This is a genomic window from Anaerosinus sp. (assembly GCF_965318445.1).
This window is the reverse complement of sequence record NZ_CBDNNH010000002.1, coordinates 115848-142014: the sequence shown is the minus strand read 5'-3', so window position 1 is coordinate 142014 and position 26167 is coordinate 115848. Positions and strand designations below refer to the sequence as shown.

Sequence of the window (26167 nt, the reverse complement as noted above, 5' to 3'; positions counted from 1 at the left end):
TTTTCACCTGCATACTATGTCAATTAATACCTATTCGCTATTTTCCGCTATACTCCTGCCTATATTACGGAAAATGTCACTATTGGCCTATAACTACAGGATTTTCTTTTGGATTGTTGTCAATATGAAATGCCGCTTCTAATATTTTCTTACCAATTGGTACGGCTGACATTGAACCAAATCCACCTTGATCAACAATTACGGCAACGACATATTGTGGATTATCAAAAGGTCCATAGGCAACAAACCAACCATGATCACTGCCATGTGGATTTTCGGCAGTACCCGTTTTACCTGCGATTGGAACCGGAAAATCTTTAAATATTTGCCCTGCTGTTCCGCCCTCGCGTGCAACATCACGTAAAGAAATACGAATTAAATCCATCGTTTTTTGTGAAATAGTTAACTGCCCTAGCTTTTCGGATTGAAATTGTTTAATCACCGTTCCATCAGGCGCAGTAATTTTGCTTACTAAGTATGGTCTATAACGTATCCCCCCATTAGCAATCTCGCTATAAAGCATGGCAATTTGTAATGGTGTAACTAAATTAAACCCTTGCCCAATTGCCGCATCAAAAGTTTCCGATAGATACCAATCATCTTCAAAAACCTCTTCTTTATATTTGCGGTTTGCAACTAACCCTTCACTTTCATATGGTAAATTAATGCCAGTTTTAGCTCCAAGCCCAAACATCCTCGCATACTTTTCTATCAAATCAATTCCTAATCGATTTCCCATCTCATAAAAATAAACATTATCTGATTTAGACAAAGCTTCTTGGAAATTAATCCAGCCCAAAGCCTCACCTTCAGCATTGACCTTTGGAATAATCCAATGCTTTCCTGTATCTAAGATTTTTTCTTCTGGCGTTACCTTATTTTCTTCTAAAGCTGCTACCCCAGTTACAACTTTAAATGTTGATCCTGGTGGATATTCTCCTGTTATTGCTTTATTATCCAGTGGATGATTTGGGTTATTATTAATTAAATTCCAATCCTTAGTTGAAATTCCACCAGCAAATAAATTTGGATTAAAAGATGGGCGACTAACCATCGCTAAGACTTCCCCAGTTTGTGGATTCACAACTACAGCAGCTGCTGCTTTTGCATTTGGTCGTCCACCTTTTGTCTGCAAATAAAGAAGTTGCTCATCAATCGCCTTTTCAGCTGCTTTTTGGATATTTTCATCAATTGTCAATGTTAAATCACAGCCTGGAACTGGCTCTTTTTTACCTAAAACTTGAACAGGTTTACCCGTTACATCGACTTCAACCTGCCCACCACCATCAATACCACGAAGCTCCTTATCATATACTCTTTCCAGTCCAAATTTACCTATAATATCTCCAGATTTATAACCATCACTTTTCTTTTTTTCAAGCTCCGTATCATTAATTTCACTTACATAACCAAAAATATGTGCTGCAAGATCATTATTCACATAATTTCTAATTGGCTGTATCTCAATTACAACCCCCGGATACTCATCCTTTTGCTCCTCAATTACCGTTACAATTTCCGGTCCAACATCACTTTTTATATGGATTGGATCAAACGCTGTATGTTGCTTGACTTTAGCATAAATGGATTCCTTCGTAACACCCAAAAGTACAGATAGTTTGTTTACCACATCATCCGATACCGGTCCTGACAATGGTAACAATGATACTGTAAAACCTGGACGATTTGATACCATTAAAATTCCATTGCGGTCATAAAATAAGCCTCTGGGAGCCATTGCAGGAATCAATCGAATTCGATTTCCGTCAGCTAACTTGCTATAGTATTCACCCTCAACAATTTGTAAATACCCCAATCTGGAAAGCAACGCAAATATAACTAAGCAAACAATAACTGCTAAACCTTCCATGCGGCCTTTAAATTTTCTTGCTATCACAATTCTTCTCTCCTATATTCAAATAAAAGACACCTAAAAAGGTGTCTTTATCTTTATTTAGCAAAATTGCAGCATTCTTTATAACAAAAATTATGCTTTTAACCATGTACCAATTTTATTTACTAATTTATAAATAGGAAAAGCCATTATCAAATTATAAATTAAAACTGGACACAAAACTGAAATTATAGCATTAGATAATTCAACCTTATGACCTAATAATAGCATAAAAATCATCGTCATTAAAGTGTTTACAAATGAACCCATTAAAATTGCTACCACTGGTAATAACGCATTTTCTTTAAAAACATGCTCTTCCGCTATGCCAAAACCATATCCTAATAACATCTTTGAAAATGTATTCACACCAAAAAAAGTTCCCGTAGATAAATCTTGCAATAACCCGGCAAAAAAACCTGTTACAACTCCATGATCTTTTCCATATAACAAAGCAGAACTAATAACAATAATTAATAACAAATCCGGCTTTATTCCATTATAAGCAAAAACTGCAAAAAATGTAGATTGTAAAATTAACGCTGTTATTATAATTCCTGACCAAGTTAAAAATCGTTTCATTTTGCCCCTCCAGCCACAGGTTGTTGATTGGTCAACATAACTGCACTAGGCAGCGGCACAATTTCACGTGCTTTTGTAATAACAAAAACCTCTTCTAACTTATTAAAATCAACAGCCGTTGATAGTACAGCATATTTAAGCAGACCACCCTCTTCATTGATGACTTGCTCTACAGTCCCAATACAAACCCCTTTAGGATACACTCCACCAAAGCCGGAAGTAACAATCACATCCGAAGGTTGGATATCCGCATCACGCGGAATATTTATCATTTTCGCCATGGCTTGATTATTATTACCTTCAATAATTCCTGCAACTCTTGACTCCGGACGTTGTACCAGACCTCCAACAGCACTGCGAGGATCCAAAATTAACTGTACAATAGCAGAATTACTCGTCACACTTGCGATATTGCCAACTAATCCACGCTCTGTAATAACAGTCATATCTTTTGCAATACCATCTGCAGACCCACAGTTAATTGTTACACTCTTCGTCCATGTGCTGGAGTCACGTGCAATTATTTTGGCTGGTAACAAATCAAATTGTGGTGTTGCTTGCTTATAAGCAAGCATATTGCGTAAACGATAATTTTCCGCCAAAATTTCATCCGCATCAATTTGCTTAGACCTTAACTGTTCATTTTCTGACATTAGCATTTTATTTTGTTTATATACAGTAGCAATTTCCCATATCGAAGCACCTGCTCCATGTAGAGATGTCGAAATGCGCATCATCACATTTTGAAATGGTGCAAGCACTGTATTTACTAATTTTTCACTCGCCAAAAATTGATACTTTCCTGTGGCAGAAGAAAAGATCAATAAAAAGACAATGACAAAAACCGTCAATAAAACAATTATCTTTTTATTAGAATATGAATCTTTTCTTGCTCTACTCATCTTAATTTTTTAGACATCATCACAATGCGTTTTAAAAGCTCAATACTTTCTAGTGATCTGCCTGTTCCTTCCCCAACACAAGATAAAGCTTCCTCTGATACATGGACAGGCATCCCTGTCTCTTTACTAAGTAAAAGATCTAATTTACGAAGTAAAGCGCCGCCACCTGTCATCATAATGCCTCTATCCATAATATCAGCAGCAAGTTCCGGAGGAGTTTTTTCCAATGTACTTTTTACCGCATCAATAATTTTTTGTACTGGTTCACTAAGAGCAAATTGAATTTCACTAGATTTAATATTTAATGTTTTTGGCAATCCGCTTACCAAATCACGACCACGAATATCCATATTAACTTCCGTCATTGGCACAATCGCTGTTCCAACATTAATTTTAATTTCCTCTGCAGTTCTTTCACCAATCATTAAATTATACTGTTTCTTAATATAGCGGACAATAGACGCATCCATTTCATCACCGCCAATGCGAATGGAGCGGCTTGTTACAATCCCGCCCAAAGAAATCACTGCAATTTCCGTAGTTCCACCACCAATATCTACAACCATATTTCCAGTAGGTTCATGTACGGGAAGCCCTGCCCCAATTGCAGCTGCCATTGGTTCCTCAATCAAGTAAGCTTCACGCGCTCCAGCTTGCATTGTCGCATCAATAACCGCACGTTTCTCCACTTCTGTCACCCCAGAAGGAACACCTACTACAACACGTGGCCGAACCAAAGATCTAGTATCCATAGACTTATTAATGAAATACTTTAGCATTGCTTGCGTAACATCAAAATCTGCAATAACACCATCTTTTAACGGTCTCACTGCAATAATATTTCCAGGGGTACGTCCAATCATTTGCTTTGCTTCTTCACCTACTGCTAAAACCTCTCCTGTATCACGTTGAATAGCCACCACGGATGGTTCTCTAAGAACAATTCCTTTTCCCTTAATATGAACCAATGTATTCGCTGTACCTAGATCGATACCCATATCCTTTGAAAAACTACCAAACAAATCCCACATAATCAAATTAGCTCCCTTCACTATTTAACCAATAAAATTAACCCTAGTATCAATCTATAACTCTCTCTTCTTTTAGGCTGATATAACAGTTATCTCCAATAATTATATGATCAATCACCTTTATATCCATTAATCCGCCTGCTTCTATCAATTTATGAGTAACATGAATATCCTCTTTACTCGGCGTAGGATCACCGCTTGGATGATTATGTACTAAAATCATCGCCGCTGCAAAATGAACAATCGCCTCCCGAAAAACTTCCCGAGGGTGTACAATAGATGAGTTTAAACATCCTACTGAAATAACAGGTGTTGCTAAAATATGATTTTTCGTATCTAAAAGAACCACAATAAAATGTTCTTTCTTTTCATAACGAAATCTCGGCATAAAATAATTAACAACATCTTGAGGTGACGTAATCTTTTTGCGCTCTATCGATGGCGCTTCAGCTAACCTCTTCCCAAGTTCTAAAGCTGCGAGCACAGTGATTGCCTTTACTTTACCAATCCCTTTGATTTTAGAAAAATCATTGACTGATAAATTTGCAAACTCACCTAGTGATTCATTTTTATAAACAGATAATAATTTTTCAGCAACCCGAATAACTGAATCTTCTTTTGTCCCTGTACGTAGTAAAATAGCCAGTAATTCAGCATCGCTAAGCGACTGCGCCCCTTTTAATAACAATTTTTCTCGAGGTCGTTCCATATCTGGTAAGTCTCTTACCATAAGTTCTTTCATTTTAGCTCTATCCCTGCCTCATTGGCCATTCTTTTCAAAAGAGCCAACGGCAATCCAACAATATTAAAATAACAACCTCGAATCTCTTCAACATACTGAGCAGCTTTTCCCTGAATTCCATACGCACCGGCTTTATCTAAAGGTTCCCCAGTTGCAATATAATCAAGAATCTCTTTCTCTGACATCTTTGTAAATTTTACAGTTGTTTTGAAGTAATCACAATACTCTTTGTTATTTATAACTAAAGAAATTCCAGTATAAACATCATGAGAACGTCCAGCGAGAGTTAATAACATTTCTTTTGCTTCTTCCTCGCTGGCAGGCTTACCAAAAATTTTTTTATCAATCGCCACAACAGTATCTGCCCCTAGAACAACATCACGATAAAAGGATTTACACGCTACATCACGTGCTTTTTTCAATGCGTTTCCCATAACTAAGTCCTCTGGGGAAATATCTGCATCCATAATTTCTTCGCAATCACTAGGTATAACTTCAAACTTAATACCAATCTGCTGCAATAGTTCTTGCCTGCGTGGTGATGAAGATGCCAAAATCATTTAGAAACCTCCTACTTTACTTTTTTCTCATTAAAATCTTTTATATAAATAAATGCCCAATCCAGCACCTATAAGACTAAAAAAGCTAGGCTGGAAACAAAAACTTAAAGATAATTTAATTATATATAAGTTCATCGTAGCAGGTGCAAAATCAAATACTATATATTGCCTGCTCAATGGAGTTACCATCTCAGCAAGTTGTGGAATCGTAATTAAAAAATCACCAAATAATCCCCCACATACAGCACCTACTGCCATAAAAAGAAACATCGCTAAGTAAGATTTCCCCTTCACTTTCAAAGCCTCCTCTATTCAGCTTGTTTTACTGCAAAACTTTATTTCTAATTACCATTTAACATTACCAAATCAAAGGAAAGTTAAAACTAGACTATAAAACTCCGACTAAAAAATTTCTGTTAAATAAAAAATCTCGCTTTTATTCAAGCGAAAAATAGCTTTTATTTTTTTAATCACCTCTAGATTCCAATAACTTGTATCATTATATCATCTTTATCCAATTAAAAAAAGTCGCAAAAGTTTGGAAACCGCTTCTTTTTACAAAAATTTTATAGCTAATAAAAACAAGTCACATTATAAAAATTTATCCGATGATAATCTGAGCCTTGGAACACTTCTATTTCAACAAAATAGACTTGATTCAGATGAAGTTTTTACTCCATCTGAATCCTAATCATCGGATAAAATTTTGCTGAAAGAATTTTATAATGTGACCTGTCAATTAAAATATGCTTATACTTTGAATTTTCTTACCATATCATTTAACTTTTTAGCCAAATCTAATTGTTTAGATGCTGTATTAGATACTCTCTCTAGGGCAATTGTTGTTTCATTCATATTTTCATTAATTGTTTTCGTATGACTATTTGAAATTTGTGTATTTTCCGTCATCACTTGAATAGCCTTACTAACTTCGCTAACAGTATTCGTAATGTCTTCTGACATCATAGCAATTTCTTCTGACATTTTACTTACAAATTCAGCGTCATCAGCATAAAGCTTGCCTGTTTCGCCATAAGCATCAAACTGCTTATGAACATTAACATTCAAAAATTCTAGTATTCCATTTCCTGTATCAATACTACTTTTAAATGCATGTTGTACTCTTTCAATCGTTTCTTGAATACTAAGTACAGATTTAGACGATTGCTCTGCAAGTTTACGAACCTCTTCAGCAACAACTGCAAAACCTCTTCCCTGTTCGCCTGCTCTTGCAGCTTCAATTGCAGCATTTAGTGCAAGTAAGTTTGCTGGGCAATACTTGCAATCGTATCCGCCATTACTTTTATACTATCTACAATTTTCCCTGCTTCAATTGCTTTTTCCATATTTTCAGTTTTATTAGAAATAATATCTTGAGATTCATTAATAGCAATTAACCCCTCCCCTTTGAAACCAATAAAAACTCATTTTTACTTTATCTAATAATTTAACCAATCGCCTGTACCCATGGCATAACTCCCTCTTATCGAAGGCAGGAGTCTTAGCCTTAGTTATCAGATAAATTATTTTCTTATAATATCATCACCAAAACAATAAATAAATAGGAAAAATAGACTCTTCTCTACGTAATTTTAAATATTTTCTTATATAATCCTAAAAAAAGAGTGTGCAAATCAATTTTGCACACTCTTTTTTAGGATTATATTAAATAACGCATATAAATATATAAAGTCGATAAAAGAATCGTTAAAGTCATGATTGGAAATCCTATCTTCAAATATCGCATAAATGAAATATTATGTCCTGCCTCTGCAGCCATTCCCGCAACAATCAGATTCGCACTTGCTCCAACAATTGTTCCGTTACCACCAAGACATGCACCAAGAGCCAAACTCCACCACAATGGTTCCAAATTACTTACACCCATATTCCCCATATCTTGAATTAACGGAATCATTGTTGCAACAAATGGAATATTATCAAGAAAGGACGATACAATTGCACTTAACCATAAAACCAACATTGACGTCTTTGCTACGTCTCCCCCTGTAATTTCTATGCCATATACAGCAATTTGTTTGATAATACCAACCTCAATCAATCCGCCAACTGCAACAAACAAACCCACGAAAAAAAATATTGTCGTCCACTCTACCTTTTCCATTGCATGTTCAATAAAACTATGGTCACGGCTTGCAATTAATAAAAGTAAAAATGCCCCTGTTAAAGCGACTGTTGAAGATTCTACATGAAGCAACTGATGCAAAAAGAATCCTAAAATTGTCAGTGATAAAACCGACAAGCATTTTTTTAATAACAACTTATTTTTTAATTCAGCTTTTTCATTCAATGACATTAAATCAGCCTTTAATTCATCTGTTGTACGCAATTGTTTGCGATACAAAAAAGTTAAAATCACCAAAACAACTCCTAAATTAATGGCTGATATCAATGCTAAGTTATTAATAAATGAAATAAAGGTTAATTCCTTTACTGCACTCCCAATCATAATATTAGGAGGATCCCCAATCAAAGTAGCGGTTCCGCCAATATTTGATGCAATAATTTGCACAATTAAATAAGGAATGGGATTTACATGTAATTTATTCGTAATTCCAATAGTGACGGGAACCATAAGTAACACGGTTGTTACGTTATCTAAAAACGCGGAAAAAAGTGCAGTAATCACTGCTAAGTAAATTAGGATTCGCATTGGATTCGCTTCCGCCTTTTTCGCTGACCAAATTGCGATATAATTAAAAAGTCCTGTCTGCCCAGTAATCGCAACGATAATCATCATACCAATCAATAATCCAAGCGTATTAAAATCAATATGATGTAAAGCTGCTTCCTGCGAAATTACACCAGTTAAAATCATCAATATAGCACCAAGCATGGATACAATAGTACGATGAACTTTCTCTGAGACAATAAACATATACATGACGATAAATATAATTCCTGCTAAAAGTGTTGTGTTTTCCATTACTTTCCCCCTGTTGCATAGTAATGTTTTTATTATATCTTAAAATAAATAATTCGTCATAAATTTTAAAAATGTATACAAAATACTAAATACAAATAGATAAATGCAGAGGAAAACTTTCTCCAACATTTATCTATTTCATTTTCCTAATTCTCCACATCATTATAATAAAATACTATTTTATCCAATGTTTAATCTGTTCATCTAATGCAGTAAACAAATTATACAAAACCAAATCCAACTTACGATTTCTCTCATCAATAAGTAGAAATTACTATAGATAGAATTGAGCTAAGTAAATCTCTACCTATTAAAGTAATTTCTCTTTATTTCATCCTTCGATTAATATAAAACGCAATAAAATTCATACCAAGCAGAATAATTCCCATCGGCATAGCATTCATTTTACCACCAAGCCCAACCAATGGAGATGCAGCTCCTCCAAAAACAAATGCACCAACTTCAAGTAAACCAGCTGCGCTCCCTGCGGCATCTTGTTTTGTTTGTATAGCTAAAGAAAAGCTTGTCGTAGTTTTGATTCCTATACACGAAACCCATAATAAAGCTATGAATAAAGCATACCTCGTAGACCTCCGATCTTGCAACAACTTTTTAAAACCAATGATTATCCCACTTAACCCGCCACTTTTTCGACTTTCCTTAGGCAAAGATTCTTTGACTCCAACCCAAACAAGGATAAAAATGAATATACTTATCGCACTTAAAACAACAAATATTCCTGACCAATCCGTAACTTTTAGCAATTGCCCACCAAGAACAGGACTTAAAATAGGAGCAATCCCATTAAGGAGCATTAATAAAGAAAAAACTTAGATATGGTTTTGGAAAATAATTCTTTTTTATTATTTTTTCATCTTTGCCTCCATTTAAATTATAGTGACCAGTTAGACTTCATCTGAATCTATTGTCGACAAGTACCAGAAATATATAAAAATAAAAGAATCACTCCTGCTATTATGTATAGAATTAACATAATAGCAGGAGTGATTCTCTTATCCATCTATTGTTTTAAATCGTTTTTATCATTCATCAATTTATTTTAATTTTTCTAAATCTATCTTTTGTTTTCCTTATCAACTCTCCACTTTATCTTTTGAACTCAATAATAAGACTGTTCCTAAAATTGTCGAAAAGAACGATGCAATTATAATTGATAATTTAGATTGATTTAAGAAAAAAGCGTTGTCAAAAGCTAGTCCAGCTATAAAAATAGACATTGTAAAACCTATTCCAGCAAAGCATCCGCTTGCCCATAATTGCTGCCAAGATATATTATCTGGTCTCTCAGCAAAATTCAACTTTTCTAATACCCAACATATAGTCACAATACCTATTGGCTTTCCGATACACAGTCCAAAAATAATTCCTAAAGATAAAGCATCCAACACGCCACCTATCATTTTTGGATCTATCGTGATACCACTATTAGCTAAAGCAAATAAAGGTAAAATAAAATAGGAAACTAAAGAATGAATCCTGTGCTCCATTCTTTGCAAAGGTGTCCCCGCCTGTTTGTATAAGTTTGACATTTGAGATAAAACTGAATGATACATAGCATCACCCAGAACTTCTTTTGAGGAAGTACTTAAATCGTTTAATTGGTCAGCTAACTTCGAACTCTTTTTCGCTGCCGATTTTTTTGAAATTTTTCCTTGTACTGGTATCGTAAATGCCGCCACGACACCGGCTAAAGTTGCATGTACACCAGAAGACAGAACGACAAACCATAATATAACCGATAAAATTTGATAAAAAAGTAAATTTCTAACACCTGCACGGTTTAAACAAAACATAATAGCTACTATAATTATCGCAAGTGATAAATACCCCCAGCTTGGAGCAGCTGAATAAAATATTCCAATAAGTAAAATAGCACCTATATCATCAACAATTGCCAAGGCAGTCAAAAAAACTTTTAATGCAATAGGAACTCTATTCCCTAATAAAGATAATATTCCTATTGCAAACGCAATATCTGTAGCGGTAGGAATCGCCCAACCACGGATGGTTTCGGAACCAGCACTTTGAAAAAGTAAAAATACAATTGCTGGAGCCATCATGCCACCAAAAGCAGCAGCTACTGGAAAAAGTGCCTTACGTGCTACAGACAATTCTCCAACTAATAACTCACGTTTAATTTCAAGACCTACTAAGAAAAAGAATATTGTCATCAATCCATCATTTATCCAATGATGAAGATTCATATTTAAAGAATATTCTCCTAGGGTTATTCCTGCGTATGTTTCATGCCATAATATATGATATTGATGTTGATAGTCAGAGTTAGCCCACACTAACCCCATAACTAACGCTAATAGTAGTAAGTTTCCACTTAGAGAATTCGTTTGTACAAACTTTTTAAGTGGATATACCAGCACCCGTTTCACATGCTTAAACTTAGTTGAATTTTTTCTTTTTTCGCTCAAAAAATACACCTCTTTCTTCAAAATCACAATTCATTAATAAATTTCATTTTATAATTTAAAATAATCACTTTAGCTATACTAACTCAAAACTCCTCATCATAATTTTCTCCATTCTTAAACAGGATTAACTACGTGGTTATATACATATATTTTAATTTATCTCTAAATACACAGAAATATTTCAATAGAGAATATAAGTAGAAAAAGATACAATAAAATGAAACTTTTCCGACAAGAATAAATCATTTCCCTGCCTACATTAATGAAAATGATTTATACGCCCCCTAATCTGCATCTACTCTTTATTATATACAAAACTTCTAAAAATTTACTATCAAAATACTAAAAAGGAGCCTGTAATGAACAGGCTCCTCCAAAAATTTTTCTTATTCTATTAAAGAAGCCTACACAACACATGTGCAGGCTTCTTTCAAATTCAAGCGAATTAACCGATAACAGCTAAAACTTCACCTGGTTTTACAGATTGACCAGCAGCTACATTAATAGATTTTAAAGTACCATCAACTGGAGCGGAGATTTCATTTTGCATTTTCATAGCTTCAAGAATTAAAACTACATCGCCTTTTTTTACAGCTTTACCAGCTTCAGCCACTAATTTTACAATTTTACCAGGCATTGGTGCATTGATAGCTGTATCGCCAGCACCAACAACAGCAGGTGCAGGTGCAGCAGCAGGTTTTGCAGCAGGTTTTGCAGGTGCAGCAGCAGGTTTTGCAGCAACTTTCACAGCTGGAGCAGCTTTTACTTCTTCGATTTCAACTTCGTATGCGTTACCATTAACTTTAATATTAAACTTTTTCACTTTTTTATTCCTCCACAACGATAAAATCTTAATTTTAATGCGAATTCATTAAATTTTTGTGTCCGGCTTCAACCCAAGCATGATGATCTCCATGAAGAATCACTAACGGAACGGATTTTTCCTCTTCCACCTCAAGTTCAAACTCTGTACCTTCAACTCTAACTTTAAAATTACGCATTGATATTCCTCCAGTACGAGAAACTTTCATTAATGACACTTAGTTCATTAATTTTTGACGGCCAGCCATAACCCAAGCATCGCTACGTTTTATGCTAATAGCGACAACTTTATTACCAACCATCATATTTACCGCTGCGGAAATAGCAGCGACAACTTCAGGACTAATATTTTTAGCATCAATTTTCATTAGTCAACTTCTCCTTATAGTGGAATGTTACCATGTTTTTTAGCAGGACGTGCTTCACGTTTACTAGCCAACATATTTAAAGCAGTGATAATACGAGGTCTAGTCTCCATAGGCTCAATAACCATATCAACAAAACCGCGTTCAGCAGCTTTATAAGGAGTTGCAAATTCTTCAATGTATTCAGCAGTTTTTGCTGCAACATCAGGATCTTTACGGAAAATAATGTTTGCAGCACCAGCAGGTCCCATAACCGCAATTTCAGCAGTAGGCCAAGCAAATACTTGGTCAGCACCTAAATCTTGTGAACACATTGCTAAATAAGAACCGCCATACGCTTTACGAGTAATTACTGTAATTTTTGGTACGGTAGCTTCGGAATAAGCATAAAGCATTTTTGCACCGTGACGAATAATACCGCCGTATTCTTGGTCTGTTCCTGGCAAGAAGCCTGGTACGTCAACAAGATTTACGATAGGAATATTAAACGCATCACAGAAACGAATAAAACGTGCTGATTTATCGGAAGCATTAACGTCTAAGCAACCTGCCATTACAGCTGGTTGGTTAGCGATAATACCAACGGATTTACCACCAAAACGAGCAAAACATGTAATGATGTTTTTCGCATAATGTTCATGTACTTCGTAGAACTCACCATTATCAACAAGTGAAGTAATAACATCTTTCATGTCATAAGGCATGTTAGGGTTATCAGGAAGCAATGTATTTAAGCTTTCATCCATGCGGGATGGATCGTCATTTGTTTCTACAATTGGAGCATCTTCAAGGTTATTGCTTGGTAAGAAGCTTAATAAGTAACGAATTTGTTCGATACAGTCTTCTTCATTTTCAGCAGCAAAATGAGCTACACCAGAAGTAGAGTTATGAGTCATTGCACCACCAAGTTGTTCAGCTGTAACTTCTTCTGCCGTAACAGATTTAATAACTGCTGGACCAGTGATAAACATTTGACTTGTATTTTTAACCATGTAGATAAAATCAGTTAAAGCTGGGGAATATACTGCACCACCAGCGCAAGGTCCCATAATTACAGAAATTTGTGGAACAACACCAGAAGCTAATGTATTTTTCAAGAAGATTTTACCGTAACCGCCTAATGCATCAACGGCTTCTTGAATACGAGCTCCGCCGGAATCATTGATACCAATAACTGGAGCACCCATTTTAAGTGACAAGTCTAATACTTTACAAATTTTTGCTGCATGCATTTCACCAAGAGATCCACCCTCAACAGTGAAATCCTGTGCAAATGCATATACAAGACGGCCATTTACTGTACCGTAACCTGTAACAACACCTTCACCAGGAAGAGATTTTTTCTCCATGCCAAAGTTTGTGCAACGATGTGTAACGAATTGATCTAATTCAACGAAAGTACCTTCATCGAAAAATAATTCAATACGTTCACGTGCTGTCAATTTACCTTTTTCATGTTGTTTTGCAATACGAGCTTCGCCGCCACCAAGTTTAATCTTTTCTTGTTTAGCTTTCATAAGCTCAATTTTTTCTTGAACTGTAGACATTTTGTACCTCCTACAAAATCTGCTGTTTGTAAACTATTTGCGTTGGCATAATTCTACTAAAACGCCGCCAGTAGCTTTTGGATGAACAAACGCAATGCTAGATCCGCCAGCACCATAACGAGGTTTTTCATCAATCATGCGAACACCTTTTGCCATTAAATCGGCAATCGCTTGTTCGATATTATCAACACGTAAAGCAACGTGTTGAATACCGTTTCTGCCACCATTTTTTTCAATGTATTTTGCAATAGGACCATCTGGGGAAGTTGATTCTAAAAGTTCTAATTCGCTATCACCAGTAGGGATAAAGCAAACTTTTACTTTTTGTTCTTCAACTACTTCTTCACCAGTGGCTTTCATGCCAAGCATTTCAGTATAGAATTTTTTTGCTTCTTCTAAATTAGTTACTGCAATACCAATATGATCAACTCTGTTAACTTCAAACATATATATATCCTCCTTCATCTACATATTACACGACAAAAGTCATGTTCCTAGTTCTATTTTAACATATCTTTTAATAAATTTGCTACAATAGTGTAAGGGTCATTTTTTCGACTTTCTACCTCACCGATTAATTGATCAAATTGACCATTTTCAGTAATTTTGTGTAATACATAACGACCTATATCCGCTTTTAACATTGATAAAAGCTCATTTTTCGTACGTTCTCTACGACGCTCGGTTAGTTTCCCCGTTGATTTTAGATGTTCAAAATGCTCATAAATCGTTGCTAAAAGTTCCTCAATTCCTTTATCTTGGCTAGCTACGGTTTGTTTTATTGGCGGACGCCAATCTGGTTTTTTATCCGAATCTAAGTCAAGCATCATGTTGATTTCAATGTTTAAACGATCTGCACCTTCACGGTCTGCTTTATTAATTGCAAATACATCACCAATCTCTAAAATACCAGCTTTAATGGCTTGAATATCGTCGCCTAAACCCGGTACTAAAACAACTAACGTTGTATCAGCTGCACTTACAATATCTACTTCAGACTGTCCAACACCAACAGTTTCAATAAAGATTACATCTTTTCCCGAAGCATCCATAATTTTTACTGCATCAGCAGTTTTGCGTGATAAGCCACCAAGGCTTCCACGTGTACCCATACTACGAATAAACACACCTTGATCTAAAGTTAATTCATTCATACGGATACGATCGCCTAAAATCGCGCCACCCGAAAACGGACTGGTTGGATCTACAGCGATAATCCCGACAGTTTTTCCTTGACGACGACATGCTTTTGCAAGCTTATCAGTCAATGTACTTTTGCCGGCACCTGGCGGACCTGTAATACCAATGACTAAAGCTCTGCCTGTATGCGGATATAACTCCTGCATAATACTTACTGCATTGTCGTATTCATTTTCCACTGCAGTAATTGCTCGTGATAACGCGAGCCGAGAACCCTTGATTACTTCCTTAGCTATATCCATTGAATCGCACCACCTTATGGTATATGTGCCTCATATAAAATGAGGCACATCATCCACTGCAATTTATTTTACATTAGCTTTGATAAAGTCAACAATTGCACTTGTTGGAGTTCCTGGAGTGAATACTTCAGCAACGCCAGCTTCTTTAAGTGCTGGAATATCAGCATCAGGAATAACGCCACCACCGATAACTAGTACGTCTTCCATGCCTTTTTCTTTTACTAAATTAACAACTTTAGGGAATAAATGAGGATGAGCTCCTGAAAGAATGCTCATTGCAACTACATTTACGTCCTCTTGAAGTGCTGCTTCTGCTATTTGTTCAGGTGTTTGACGAAGACCTGTGTATACTACTTCGAAACCAGCGTCGCGAAGAGCGCGGGCTACAACTTTAGCTCCACGGTCATGGCCGTCAAGACCTGGTTTTGCTACTAATACTCTAATACGTTTTTCCATTGTATTTATCCCTCCAACTCTCGCTATTATAGGTTTACATGCGCTTCATATTCACCGAATACTTTACGCATAACTCCACAAATTTCACCAAGTGTAGCATATGTTTTAACAGCTGCTAAGATATGTGGCATAAGATTTTCATGCTCATCTTGACAAGCTTTTTCAAGATCAGCAAGAGCAGCTTGTACTGCCGCATTATCACGTTCAGCTTTCATTTTTGTTAATTTAGCTTTTTGCTTTTCACCAACAGAAGCATCTACGCGAAGTAAGCCTTCAACTGGTTTTTCTTCCACTTGGAATTTATTAACACCAACGATAACTTTTGCACCGGATTCAACATCCATTTGCCATTTGTAAGCACTGTCTTGAATTTCTTTTTGGATATAACCTTTTTCAATTGCTTCAACAGCGCCACCAATTTCATCAATTTTGTTGATGTATTCCCAAGCTTCTTTTTCAATTTTGTTGGTTAAAGCTTCTACATAGTAAGAACCTGCTAATGGATCGATAACGTCAGCAAGACCACTTTCATAAGCAACAATTTGTTGTGTACGAAGTGCAACCATTACGGAATCTTCTGTAGGAAGAGCTAATGCTTCATCACGGGAATTTGTGTGAAGAGATTGCGTACCACCCATAACAGCAGCAGCTGTTTGAAGAGCAACACGAACGATATTATTGTTTGGTTGTTGTGCAGTTAACATAGAACCAGCTGTTTGTGTATGCACACGAAGCATCCAAGATTTTGGATTTTTCGCACCAAAACGTTCTTTCATCACTTTTGCCCATACGCGACGGGAAGCACGGAATTTTGCAACTTCTTCTAATACATTGTTATGTGCATTCCAGAAGAAGGATAAACGACCTGCAAATGCATCAACGTCTAAGCCAGCTTTAATTGCAGCTTCTGCATATGCAATACCATCAGCAATTGTAAATGCGATTTCTTGAGATGCAGTTGAACCAGCTTCACGAATGTGGTAACCGGAAATAGAAATTGTATTCCAGTTAGGAACATTTTTAGAGCAGTATTCAAAAATATTTGTAATTAAACGCATGGAAGGTTTTGGTGGGAAAATATAAGTTCCACGTGCTGCATATTCTTTAAGAATATCATTTTGGATTGTACCTTTTAATTTATCAGCAGATACACCTTGTTTTTCAGCTACCGCAATATACATTGCAAGTAATACTGAAGCTGGTGCATTGATTGTCATAGAAGTGGAAACTTTTCCTAAATCGATTTGATCGAAAAGGATTTCCATATCAGCTAAGGAGTCGATCGCAACCCCTACTTTACCAACTTCACCTGTAGAGATTTCATCATCGGAATCATAACCAATTTGTGTTGGTAAGTCAAATGCACAAGAAAGTCCTGTAGCACCTGATTCGATTAAGTAACGGTAACGTTTGTTGGATTCTTCAGCAGTTGAGAAACCAGCATACATACGCATTGTCCAGAAACGGCCACGATACATTGTAGGTTGTACACCACGTGTGAAAGGATAGGATCCAGGGAACCCAATTTCACTTGTATAGTCAGTACCTTCTACATCAAGTGGAGTGTATAAACGTTGCTCCGGTAAGTTCGCACGTTCTGGGAATTTTGCAGTCGCTTTTTCTACTTTGGCATCATATTCAGCCAGTTTAGCTTTTAAATTTTCATTGCTCATTATTAATAATTCCTCCTTGCTTTATTTCTTCATTGTACCTGTTTCCATAAATCTACTGTGCCAAGATAACGCTTCATTGATAATATGTGGCGTATGTGCTTGTTTTGTGGCTTTTTCAGCTCTCTCTAAATAATCAAGCAACATTGGACGGTAGTCAGGATGAGCACAATTGTTGATAATTTTGCGTGCACGTTCTCTAGGACTTAATCCACGAACGTCAGCAAGACCGATTTCAGTAACGAAAATATCTGTATCATGTTCAGTATGATCAACATGAGAGCACATAGGAACGATTGAAGAAATAGCACCGTCTTTTGCTGTTGATGTGCTAAAGAAGCAAGTCAAGTAAGCATTACGTGCAAAATCTCCGGAACCACCAATACCATTCATCATTTTAGAACCCATGATATGTGTAGAATTTACGTTACCATATATATCAAATTCAATTGCCGTATTCATCGCAATGATTCCAATGCGACGAGCCACTTCTGGACTATTAGCAATTTCCTGTGGTCTAAGCATCATTTTTTGACGATAGTCTTTTATATTTTCATAGAAGCGTCTCAATCCGTCTGGAGATGGAGAGAAAGATGTACCGGAAGCAAATTTTAATTTTCCCGCATCCGCTAAGTCAAACATACCATCTTGGATTACTTCTGTATAAACTTCAAGATCAGTAAAATCAGAATCAACGAAACCACTGATTACCGCATTGGCCACATTACCTACACCAGATTGAAGAGGTAATAAGTTTTTCGGCATACGACCAGCTTTAATTTCGTCTTTGAAGAATTTTAAAATATGTTCAGACATTCTATGTGAATTTTCATCTAATGGCGCAAATGGACGAACGTCATCTGTAATGTCACAAGGAACAATGTATTTTATTTTATCCACACCACACGGAATATATGTAGTACCAATGCGGTCGTTTACTTTTACAACTGGAATTGGTAAACGATGTGGTGGATCAAGTGGAACATATACATCATGCATACCTTCCAATTCTAATGGTTGAGTTGTATTTACTTCAACAATAACTACATCAGCACTTTGAACATAAGAAGCAGTATTCCCCATTGAAGTGGTAGGAATAAGATGTCCTTCTTCGGTAATTGCACAAACTTCAACGATAGCTACGTCAATTTTACCACCCATAAAACCATAACGAGCAAACTGTGCTGATTCACTCAAGTGAAGATCACAATATTCAATTTTGCCGCCGTTAATACCAGCACGTAAATCCTTGTTGGATTGATAAGGCATACGTCTTTTAATACCGCCGACTTTTGCCAATGCACCGTCTAATTCTTTCCCAACGGATGCACCTGTCCATAAGTTAACACTAAAAGGTTCTGTTTCCATTCTTTTAGCTAAAGCTAAAGGAACTGCTTTTGGATATCCTGCAGGCGTAAAACCACTAACACCAATGTTCATGTCAGGCTTAATAAAAGCTGCCGCTTCTTCTGCACTAACGATCTTTGCTTGAAGTGCTTGGTTACGCACGCGATCGCGAATATCAATCATCGAAAAATTTCCTCCTTGGTAGGTCAACAAAAAAAATTGGCCATTTCATTACTTATAAAAATCTGATTCTCCTGCTACATTTTAAGAAATAAAGCTATAGACTCACCTCTTTAAATCGTACGCATATGAGATTTTGCCACCACTAGCATAAAAAATACTAATCCAGCAATATCAGTTAGTTATAATTCCAAACACAAGCATACCACTAAGCAACAATACCGTCAAGATAGATATAGCTTATTCTTGACGGTATTTCTCTTAAATTCCCGATTATCTTGTGAAATTTTGTTCAAACTAACTGTAATAATATTATTTCTCTATCATCCTACAAAATCCTGCAAAAAATTTATCAAAAATCCTTCATTTACAGTAATTTTCTTGTTATATGATAAGAGAGATTACTAAGACCCACAGATAAATCTTCATTCACTATACAAATATGTTCTGGAACAACAATTTTTCTCGGTGCAAAATTCCATATCCCAGTCACGCCAGCAGTCACTAGCTTATCTGCTACCTCTTGTGCAAATGGTGCTGGAACAGCAATTACCCCAATATGAATATTGCGTTCTTTTACTACTTGGTTGACATCGTTGATATGATCGACTTTTACCTTATTTACAATTGTTCCTACAACATCTTCATCTGCATCAAACAACGCCATTAGGTTAAATCCCAAAGTAATAAAATTTTGATAATTAGCTAATGCTGCACCTAGATGTCCAATACCAACGACAGCAATATTCCAATTGTTATCTAATCCTAGTATTTCACCAATATTGCGCATTAATTCATGAACATAATATCCCACACCTTTTTTTCCGAACTGTCCAAAAGAAGCCAAATCTTTCCGTATCTGTTCCGGCGTAATTCCTAATCGTCTTCCGAGCTCCTCAGAAGAAATAATTTCTCGTCCTTCTTCTTTCGTTACCCTTAACGTTCTAAAATACAATGGCAGGCGGTCAATTGTAGCCTTTGAAATTACAACTTTCTGTCTCAACTGCCAAGCCTCCTTACAATAATCGATTCTATCTCCACTACTATTTTAAATTCTAAAATAAAAACCTGCAATAAATAAAAAATATTAATCCAGTCGTTCACGATGAATAATCACAATAAACGCATTAATTATCCAAAATAGCATTGATAATTCAATATTAAATAAAACATAATCTGTAAATCCATTCACTGCAATACAGGCTAAAGCTAAACCAAAGCCCAGCATAAGGCCATTTAATAATTGACTTTCCCTTATTTGCGGTTTAGAAAAAGCCATATGCATTGCACCAAATAAAACAGAGCAAAAAGCCATAAAGCCAAGTAATCCTATTTCAGCCGCAATATTAAGGTACATATTATGCGCGTGAACAATTAAAACATCGGGATTATTAATAAAAAAATCATAATATGGATACACCATAAAGTAGGAACCCCAACCAACACCAAAAATCGGATGCTCAATAATCATCGCGACCGTACTTTCCCACATCGCCATCCGCATTTGCGAGGAACTGTCGTCTGCATTAAAAGCAGACATAATTCGTTCGGTAATGCTTGTATCAAAGACGGCTACTATTAAACCCGCAACTATCATCATGAAAAATAACCTTTTGTTTTTTATGATACCGTAAAAAGCCAGTACAAGTGCCAAGCTTAAAATAGCTCCACGACAATAAGTCAGTGTAAGACAAGCAAAAAATAAAATAAATAAAATAGCCATACTGCTCTTAATTTTTTGCGAGCTCACTTTTGTAAACACACCAAAAAACATGGATAGCATAACAAGTAGATACCCCGCAAAAATATTAGGATTCTGCATCGTTGAAAACACTCTCGTTTTTAACTCTGGGAATTGATCTCCATCCACCCATAACATACTCGTAATGTCTATTCCATGTATATATTGATAAAATCCATAACCAACTGCTCCTATACCAGCGATTAACATAGCTATAATTAATTGTTTTATCTGCTTCATCGTAGAAATATTTTGAACAAATAAATAATACACTAATACATATTGTCCCATTAAATTATAAAAATTATAGAAACTAAACCCTGTATCTAACGATGCAAAAACAGAAATCGCTCCAAACCCAGCAAAGCACGCAATAGGAATATCAAAAATAGTGCGCTTAAAATTACACTCTTTTATCAAAAAAAGTTTGATAAGCCAAGCACTTGAACCGATAAGCAAAAAAATTGTAGTCAGCATTGGGGATAATACCAAAAAGAACCCTAATGCTAAAATAGATTTTTGTATCATCCAATCAAGATACATTTCTTTTTTATTTTCAACACTTATATTTTGCACAAACTCACCTATTTATAATTTTATTTTAGATAATTTTTCTTCCTATGCAAATTGAAAAGAATCAAAATTCACATAGGAAGAAAAACAAAAATTATTCTTGTTGTATTAAAAGAGATCTAACCACACCAATTAAATACAACGATCCTGCTACGCACAATATCTTTCCATTTGCGGCAAGCTCTTTTGCTCTTTTTAAAGCGTCGTCAATATCTTCAATTGCTTCTACCTGTTTGGCAAAAATCATCTCCGCAACTTTCTTTGGTGCAGCCGCACGATTTGAATCCGGCTTTGTCACAACGACTACATTCTCTTCATGAATAAGATGATGAATAATCCCGCTAACATCTTTATCTTCAAGAATTCCTAATAGAAACACTATTTCTGCATGAGGAAAATATTTATCTAAATTTCTTCTTAAAACTTCTGCCCCTGCGTTGTTATGCGCGCCATCAATAATCATAATTTGTTCATTCTCTTGCTGCATAACTTCAAAACGTCCAGCCCAACTTACCTCTGATAAAGACTTTTGCATCCCTTCGCTCGTAATTCGCTTTTCATTTGTCGCTAAAATTAAAGCTGTCATAATTGCAATCGAACTATTTTCAATTTGATGTTCGCCGAGTACACCCAAACAATACGTAGACGATACACCTACCATTCCAGAGTTAAAAGTAAGGCATTGCTTATTCGTTGCAAAACTTTTAAACTCACTCGTAAAGTCTTCACCTGCAACAAATACATCTGAATTTTTTTCTCTTGCTTTTTCTTGAATGATTTCTAAAGCAATTCCCTTTGCTGCAGTTACCACAGGAACTCCATCTTTGATAATTCCAGCTTTATGCTCTGCTACACCTTCTAAAGTTCCACCACACCGCTCCGCATGTTCTAAAGTAACATTTGTAATTACAGATACTTCTGGAATAATCACATTCGTTGAATCTAAAAGTCCTCCTAATCCAACTTCAATCACTGCATATTCTACCTGCATTTTGGCAAAGTAAAAAAAAGCCGCCGCTGTAATGACTTCAAACTGCGTTGGATTTTCTTCTCCTTCTGTAATCATTTCTTCAACTTTTTCTTTCACAATCCTAATGCAATCAGCAAATTCATTTTCACTGATATAGCTTCCATCTATTTGCATGCGTTCAGTATACGAAACAAGATGCGGAGATGTATACATCCCCGTCTTGATTTTCGCATTCGTTAAAATAGAAGTAATCATTGCCGTTGTAGAACCTTTTCCATTCGTACCGGTGACGTGAATCGTTTTATACTTATTCTGCGGATTCTCTAATAGTTTCAATAAACGCGTGATTCTTACTAAACCTAATTTAATCCCGAAAGTATTCAAACTATCTAAATACGCTAAAGCTTCTTGATAATTCACTTTTTTCAGTCCTTTTATAAGCTTGCTAAATAAGTCAAGCGTTCATTAATTGCAATACGTTTTTCTTCAAAACCTTTTTGCTTTTCTTTTTCTTTGGCAATCACTTCTGCTGGTGCTTTTGCCACAAATCCAGCATTAGATAATTTTCCACTTACTCTAGCTAATTCTTTATCAAGCGTAGCAAGTTCTTTATTCAACCTAGCCGTTTCTTTTTCTACATCAATCAGGCCCTTTAATGGTAGATAAACTTCCACACCATTTACTACTGCGGTCATTGCATTTTCCGGTTTTTGTGCATCAGCGTCAAGGATAGCAACCGGCTGTGCACCAGCTAACACTTGTAAATAGCCTTCATTTTGCAGGAATACCTGTTTTAATTCCTCCGTTGCAAAGCTTAAAATCACTTCGCTCTTTTTGCCAGGGGCTACATTCACTTCTGCACGCATATTACGAATTGATTTTATCGTATCCATAATTGCATTCATTGAAGTTTCCGCTAATTCATCAATCTTTTCTTCTTCGCCACATGGATATTTCGCCACCATAATGCTAATTCCTTCATGCGGAATATGTTGCCAAATTTCTTCTGTAATATATGGCATAAACGGATGCAATAATTTCAGTGTATTTTCAAGCACATAACAAAGTACATATTGCGCTGTTTGACGAGCTGTAACTGCGTCTTTATTATACAGACGTGCTTTTGCCATTTCGATATACCAATCGCAGAATTCATTCCAAATAAAATCGTATAAAGCGCGTCCTGCTTCTCCTAATTCAAACCGTTCCAAATTGTTTGTTACATCAGCAACTGTTTTTGCATAACGACTCAGTATCCAACGATCAGCTAAAGTATAATCTTCTTGTTTTGGTCTAAACGCAGTATCAAAGCCCTCTAAGTTCATTAAGACAAAGCGAGATGCATTCCACAATTTATTCGCAAAATTACGCGTTGCTTCTACGCGTTCCCAATAAAAACGCATATCGTTGCCCGGTGTATTTCCTGTAATCAACATAAATCTTAACGTATCTGCGCCATATTTCTCAATTACTTCTACGGGATCAATCCCATTACCAAGAGATTTACTCATTTTACGACCTTGAGAATCACGAACTAACCCATGAATGAATACATGTTTAAATGGAATTTCTTGTTTAAATTCCAAGCCCAGCATAATCATTCTTGCAACCCAGAAGAAAATAATATCATAGCCTGTAACAAGTACACTTGTAGGATAGAATTGCTTTAATTCTTCGGTATCTTTCGGCCACCCCATTGTAGAAAATGGCCATAAAGCAGAACTAAACCAAGTATCAAGTACATCCTCATCACGGCGAAGTGCTTTGCCGCATTTTGGACATACCGTAAGATCTTCACGCGAAACAAAAGTTTCCCCACAGTCATCGCAATACCAAGCCGGAATGCGATGACCCCACCATAATTGACGAGAAATACACCAATCACGAATACTCTCTAGCCAATTTAAATAAATTTTCGTAAAACGTTCAGGTACAAATTGAATTTTTCCACTCGTTACGGCTTCCATTGCAGGTTTTGCTAACGACTCCATTTTGACAAACCATTGTTTGGAAATCATTGGTTCAACTACTGTATGACAACGTTGGCAATGACCAACCGCATGATTATGTTCTTCAATGCTCACCAAGTTACCTAAAGCTTTTAAATCTTCAAGTAATACTTTTCGACATTCATAACGATCCATGCCTTTATATTTTCCTGTATTATCTGCCATAGTCGCATCATCATTTAACACAACGATTTGTTCTAAAGCATGTCTTTGTCCCATTTCAAAGTCATTCGGATCATGCGCAGGCGTAACCTTTACCACGCCTGTACCAAAATTTAGGTCTACATATTCATCAGCAAACACAGGAATCTTACGCCCAACGATTGGTAAAATCAAATTTTTTCCGATAAGATGCGTATAGCGTTCATCCTCTGGATGTACCGCTACACCTGTATCACCAAGCATTGTTTCTGGACGAGTCGTCGCAATTTCAACAAACTCATCTGAACCTTCAACTTGATAGCGTAAATGATAAAGATGCCCCTGCTTATCCTCATGCTCAACTTCAATATCACTTAAAGCCGTACTACAACGCGGACACCAATTCGTAATCCGATGTCCTTGATAAATCAAACCTTTTTCATATAAGGAAACAAAAACTTCACGTACTGCCTCAGAGCATCCTTCATCCATCGTAAAACGTTCACGCTGCCAATCACAAGATGCACCAAGACTGCGCAATTGGTTTGTAATCTTACTGCCATATTGATGTTTCCACTCCCAAACATGCTCAATGAATTTTTCACGACCAATATCATGGCGCGATAGCCCTTGTTCGTTACGGAGCATTTCTTCAACTTTAATCTGCGTAGCAATCCCTGCATGATCTGATCCCGGCATCCAAAGCGTATTGTAACCTTGCATTCTGCGCCAACGAATTTGAATATCTTGCAAAGTGTTATCAAGTGCATGTCCCATATGCAGCTGACCCGTAACATTTGGTGGTGGAATAACAATGCTAAACGGCTTCTTATCACGTTCTACTTCCGTATGAAATAACTGATTTTCTTCCCAAAATTGATACCATTTCTTTTCAAAGGACTGTGGATCATATACAGTCGGAATATTTTTTTCTTCCATAATATTAAACCTCCAAAATTTTGCAAAAATAAAAAGCTCTTCCGTCCTCAAAGGACGAAAGAGCATACTTTCGTGGTACCACCTTACTTTTTTTACAGTCATCCTGTAAAACTCATCCTGCAATAACGCCGCACTCGCGACTGAACCTACTATTATTTCAGCCCAGCAACTCCAAGGCTACTTTCCATTATCACGATTGAGAAACTTTCCAGCCATGAGTTTCCTCTCTTAAACAATCGACAGTAATGTACTCTCCTCTTCATCGTTTTTTATATATGTTATTACTATACTGCTTTCATAACACACTTGTCAAGAAATCAGCCTATTTAAGCATGATTTTCATCTAGCAATTTTTGCAATAACTTTTCGGTTATCTCTTCTTCTGAATAAACATCAATCTCATTTTCTCTAAGTAACGCTGTCGCAACCCCTTCACCAGAAACTCTTTTATTAGAAAAAGTTCCATCATAAATTTGATGTACTCCACAAGATGGACTACGCTCTTTTAAAATCGCCGCTTTTATCTTATATTGCTTGGCAATTTCTAAAACTCTTTCTGCTCCGTGAATAAAATTTGCCGTTACCACATGATGCTGATTGCTAATCACTTTCGCTTTTTCCGTCCAAACATCTTTTCCACTGCCACCAATAATTTCCGAAGGTGGATGAGGAATTGGCAGTTTTCCTAAGCACTCTGGACAGACTGCAACAAATTTTCCTAACTCATTATATTTCATCAGCAAAGGATGATCATTTGACCCACCGTTATACTTTGTGTTATGACCTAATAAACACGCACTTACCAATATCATTTCGCTTCCCCCTTATCTAATTTATCCTCTATTAGATTGCCCTATGGG

24 protein-coding genes, 1 pseudogene and 1 other annotated feature are annotated in these 26167 nt (G+C 36.2%); all 25 genes and pseudogenes read right to left on the bottom strand.

Annotated features, from left to right (window positions below; translation table 11 throughout):
* Positions 1-79: 79 nt before the first annotated feature.
* Positions 80-1870 carry a penicillin-binding protein 2 gene (gene mrdA, locus ACWZFG_RS00925; protein ID WP_177505261.1) on the bottom strand — a complete coding sequence of 597 codons (1791 nt, stop codon included), beginning with the start codon at positions 1868-1870 and terminating at the stop codon, positions 80-82.
* Between the two features lie 117 nt (positions 1871-1987).
* Entirely contained in the window at positions 1988-2476 is a 489-nt protein-coding gene (gene mreD / locus ACWZFG_RS00920) for a rod shape-determining protein MreD (protein ID WP_147667715.1), read from the bottom strand.
* A complete protein-coding gene (gene mreC / locus ACWZFG_RS00915) occupies positions 2473-3378 on the bottom strand; it encodes a rod shape-determining protein MreC (protein ID WP_177505186.1) in 906 nt (301 codons plus the stop codon). Before mreC ends, mreD begins: the two co-directional genes overlap by 4 nt.
* Complete coding sequence (locus tag ACWZFG_RS00910; protein ID WP_147667713.1) at positions 3375-4409, bottom strand: rod shape-determining protein; 1035 nt, start codon at positions 4407-4409, stop codon at positions 3375-3377. Before ACWZFG_RS00910 ends, mreC begins: the two co-directional genes overlap by 4 nt.
* 49 nt (positions 4410-4458) lie before the next feature.
* Positions 4459-5151, bottom strand: a complete 693-nt coding sequence (radC, locus tag ACWZFG_RS00905) for a RadC family protein (protein ID WP_309320629.1) — start codon at positions 5149-5151, stop codon at positions 4459-4461.
* Positions 5148-5711: a Maf family protein gene (locus ACWZFG_RS00900; protein ID WP_455576915.1), complete on the bottom strand. Its 564-nt coding sequence runs from the start codon at positions 5709-5711 to the stop codon at positions 5148-5150. Before ACWZFG_RS00900 ends, radC begins: the two co-directional genes overlap by 4 nt.
* A gap of 30 nt (positions 5712-5741) precedes the next feature.
* Complete coding sequence (locus ACWZFG_RS00895) at positions 5742-6005, bottom strand: DUF4321 domain-containing protein (protein ID WP_455576914.1); 264 nt, start codon at positions 6003-6005, stop codon at positions 5742-5744.
* Positions 6006-6461: 456 nt separating this feature from the next.
* Positions 6462-6977 (bottom strand): annotated as a pseudogene (locus ACWZFG_RS00890) (methyl-accepting chemotaxis protein); the annotation flags it as partial.
* Between the two features lie 394 nt (positions 6978-7371).
* On the bottom strand, positions 7372-8658 hold the full coding sequence (locus ACWZFG_RS00885; protein ID WP_455576913.1) for an SLC13 family permease: 1287 nt from the start codon (positions 8656-8658) through the stop codon (positions 7372-7374).
* 326 nt (positions 8659-8984) lie between these two features.
* Positions 8985-9473 (bottom strand): MFS transporter, encoded by a 489-nt coding sequence (locus ACWZFG_RS00880; protein ID WP_455576912.1) that lies wholly within the window; start codon positions 9471-9473, stop codon positions 8985-8987.
* Between the two features lie 279 nt (positions 9474-9752).
* Positions 9753-11105, bottom strand: coding sequence for a Na+/H+ antiporter NhaA (nhaA, locus tag ACWZFG_RS00875; protein WP_177505190.1), 1353 nt, complete (start codon positions 11103-11105; stop codon positions 9753-9755).
* Positions 11106-11550: 445 nt separating this feature from the next.
* On the bottom strand, positions 11551-11928 hold the full coding sequence (locus tag ACWZFG_RS00870) for a biotin/lipoyl-containing protein (protein ID WP_147667706.1): 378 nt from the start codon (positions 11926-11928) through the stop codon (positions 11551-11553).
* A 34-nt stretch (positions 11929-11962) separates the two neighbouring features.
* Positions 11963-12106 (bottom strand): hypothetical protein, encoded by a 144-nt coding sequence (locus tag ACWZFG_RS00865; RefSeq protein WP_177505191.1) that lies wholly within the window; start codon positions 12104-12106, stop codon positions 11963-11965.
* Between the two features lie 39 nt (positions 12107-12145).
* Positions 12146-12295, bottom strand: coding sequence for a hypothetical protein (locus ACWZFG_RS00860; RefSeq protein WP_177505192.1), 150 nt, complete (start codon positions 12293-12295; stop codon positions 12146-12148).
* Positions 12296-12309: 14 nt separating this feature from the next.
* Positions 12310-13839 (bottom strand): methylmalonyl-CoA decarboxylase subunit alpha, encoded by a 1530-nt coding sequence (mmdA, locus tag ACWZFG_RS00855; RefSeq protein ID WP_147667705.1) that lies wholly within the window; start codon positions 13837-13839, stop codon positions 12310-12312.
* 33 nt (positions 13840-13872) lie between these two features.
* The gene (mce, locus tag ACWZFG_RS00850) at positions 13873-14286 is read right to left on the bottom strand and encodes a methylmalonyl-CoA epimerase (RefSeq protein WP_147667704.1); all 414 of its coding nucleotides are present in this window, start codon (positions 14284-14286) and stop codon (positions 13873-13875) included.
* 53 nt (positions 14287-14339) lie between these two features.
* Positions 14340-15281: a methylmalonyl Co-A mutase-associated GTPase MeaB gene (meaB, locus tag ACWZFG_RS00845; protein ID WP_455576911.1), complete on the bottom strand. Its 942-nt coding sequence runs from the start codon at positions 15279-15281 to the stop codon at positions 14340-14342.
* Positions 15282-15344: 63 nt separating this feature from the next.
* Positions 15345-15737: a cobalamin B12-binding domain-containing protein gene (locus ACWZFG_RS00840; protein ID WP_147667702.1), complete on the bottom strand. Its 393-nt coding sequence runs from the start codon at positions 15735-15737 to the stop codon at positions 15345-15347.
* 26 nt (positions 15738-15763) lie between these two features.
* Complete coding sequence (locus ACWZFG_RS00835) at positions 15764-17410, bottom strand: acyl-CoA mutase large subunit family protein (protein ID WP_177505194.1); 1647 nt, start codon at positions 17408-17410, stop codon at positions 15764-15766.
* A 21-nt stretch (positions 17411-17431) separates the two neighbouring features.
* Positions 17432-18937: an acetyl-CoA hydrolase/transferase family protein gene (locus ACWZFG_RS00830; RefSeq protein WP_177505195.1), complete on the bottom strand. Its 1506-nt coding sequence runs from the start codon at positions 18935-18937 to the stop codon at positions 17432-17434.
* Positions 18938-19301: 364 nt separating this feature from the next.
* Positions 19302-19937: a redox-sensing transcriptional repressor Rex gene (locus ACWZFG_RS00825; RefSeq protein WP_147667699.1), complete on the bottom strand. Its 636-nt coding sequence runs from the start codon at positions 19935-19937 to the stop codon at positions 19302-19304.
* Between the two features lie 84 nt (positions 19938-20021).
* Positions 20022-21251, bottom strand: a complete 1230-nt coding sequence (locus tag ACWZFG_RS00820) for an O-antigen ligase family protein (RefSeq protein WP_418627137.1) — start codon at positions 21249-21251, stop codon at positions 20022-20024.
* Between the two features lie 91 nt (positions 21252-21342).
* On the bottom strand, positions 21343-22638 hold the full coding sequence (locus tag ACWZFG_RS00815; protein WP_418627136.1) for a bifunctional folylpolyglutamate synthase/dihydrofolate synthase: 1296 nt from the start codon (positions 22636-22638) through the stop codon (positions 21343-21345).
* 14 nt (positions 22639-22652) lie between these two features.
* On the bottom strand, positions 22653-25307 hold the full coding sequence (locus ACWZFG_RS00810; RefSeq protein ID WP_455576910.1) for a valine--tRNA ligase: 2655 nt from the start codon (positions 25305-25307) through the stop codon (positions 22653-22655).
* Positions 25308-25354: 47 nt separating this feature from the next.
* Positions 25355-25579, bottom strand: a binding site (T-box leader).
* A 54-nt stretch (positions 25580-25633) separates the two neighbouring features.
* Positions 25634-26119, bottom strand: coding sequence for a DUF523 domain-containing protein (locus ACWZFG_RS00805; RefSeq protein ID WP_418627134.1), 486 nt, complete (start codon positions 26117-26119; stop codon positions 25634-25636).
* Between the last annotated feature and the right edge of the window lie 48 nt (positions 26120-26167).

Coding starts and splice junctions, on each gene's coding strand:
- mrdA (WP_177505261.1), bottom strand. CDS start 1,870: ATGGAAGGTTTAGCAGTTATTGTTTGCTTAGTTATATTTGCGTTGCTT.
- mreD (WP_147667715.1), bottom strand. CDS start 2,476: ATGAAACGATTTTTAACTTGGTCAGGAATTATAATAACAGCGTTAATT.
- mreC (WP_177505186.1), bottom strand. CDS start 3,378: ATGAGTAGAGCAAGAAAAGATTCATATTCTAATAAAAAGATAATTGTT.
- ACWZFG_RS00910 (WP_147667713.1), bottom strand. CDS start 4,409: ATGTGGGATTTGTTTGGTAGTTTTTCAAAGGATATGGGTATCGATCTA.
- radC (WP_309320629.1), bottom strand. CDS start 5,151: ATGAAAGAACTTATGGTAAGAGACTTACCAGATATGGAACGACCTCGA.
- ACWZFG_RS00900 (WP_455576915.1), bottom strand. CDS start 5,711: ATGATTTTGGCATCTTCATCACCACGCAGGCAAGAACTATTGCAGCAG.
- ACWZFG_RS00885 (WP_455576913.1), bottom strand. CDS start 8,658: ATGGAAAACACAACACTTTTAGCAGGAATTATATTTATCGTCATGTAT.
- ACWZFG_RS00880 (WP_455576912.1), bottom strand. CDS start 9,473: ATGCTCCTTAATGGGATTGCTCCTATTTTAAGTCCTGTTCTTGGTGGG.
- ACWZFG_RS00865 (WP_177505191.1), bottom strand. CDS start 12,106: ATGCGTAATTTTAAAGTTAGAGTTGAAGGTACAGAGTTTGAACTTGAG.
- ACWZFG_RS00860 (WP_177505192.1), bottom strand. CDS start 12,295: ATGAAAATTGATGCTAAAAATATTAGTCCTGAAGTTGTCGCTGCTATT.
- mmdA (WP_147667705.1), bottom strand. CDS start 13,839: ATGTCTACAGTTCAAGAAAAAATTGAGCTTATGAAAGCTAAACAAGAA.
- mce (WP_147667704.1), bottom strand. CDS start 14,286: ATGTTTGAAGTTAACAGAGTTGATCATATTGGTATTGCAGTAACTAAT.
- meaB (WP_455576911.1), bottom strand. CDS start 15,281: ATGGATATAGCTAAGGAAGTAATCAAGGGTTCTCGGCTCGCGTTATCA.
- ACWZFG_RS00840 (WP_147667702.1), bottom strand. CDS start 15,737: ATGGAAAAACGTATTAGAGTATTAGTAGCAAAACCAGGTCTTGACGGC.
- ACWZFG_RS00835 (WP_177505194.1), bottom strand. CDS start 17,410: ATGAGCAATGAAAATTTAAAAGCTAAACTGGCTGAATATGATGCCAAA.
- ACWZFG_RS00830 (WP_177505195.1), bottom strand. CDS start 18,937: ATGATTGATATTCGCGATCGCGTGCGTAACCAAGCACTTCAAGCAAAG.
- ACWZFG_RS00810 (WP_455576910.1), bottom strand. CDS start 25,307: ATGGAAGAAAAAAATATTCCGACTGTATATGATCCACAGTCCTTTGAA.
- ACWZFG_RS00805 (WP_418627134.1), bottom strand. CDS start 26,119: ATGATATTGGTAAGTGCGTGTTTATTAGGTCATAACACAAAGTATAAC.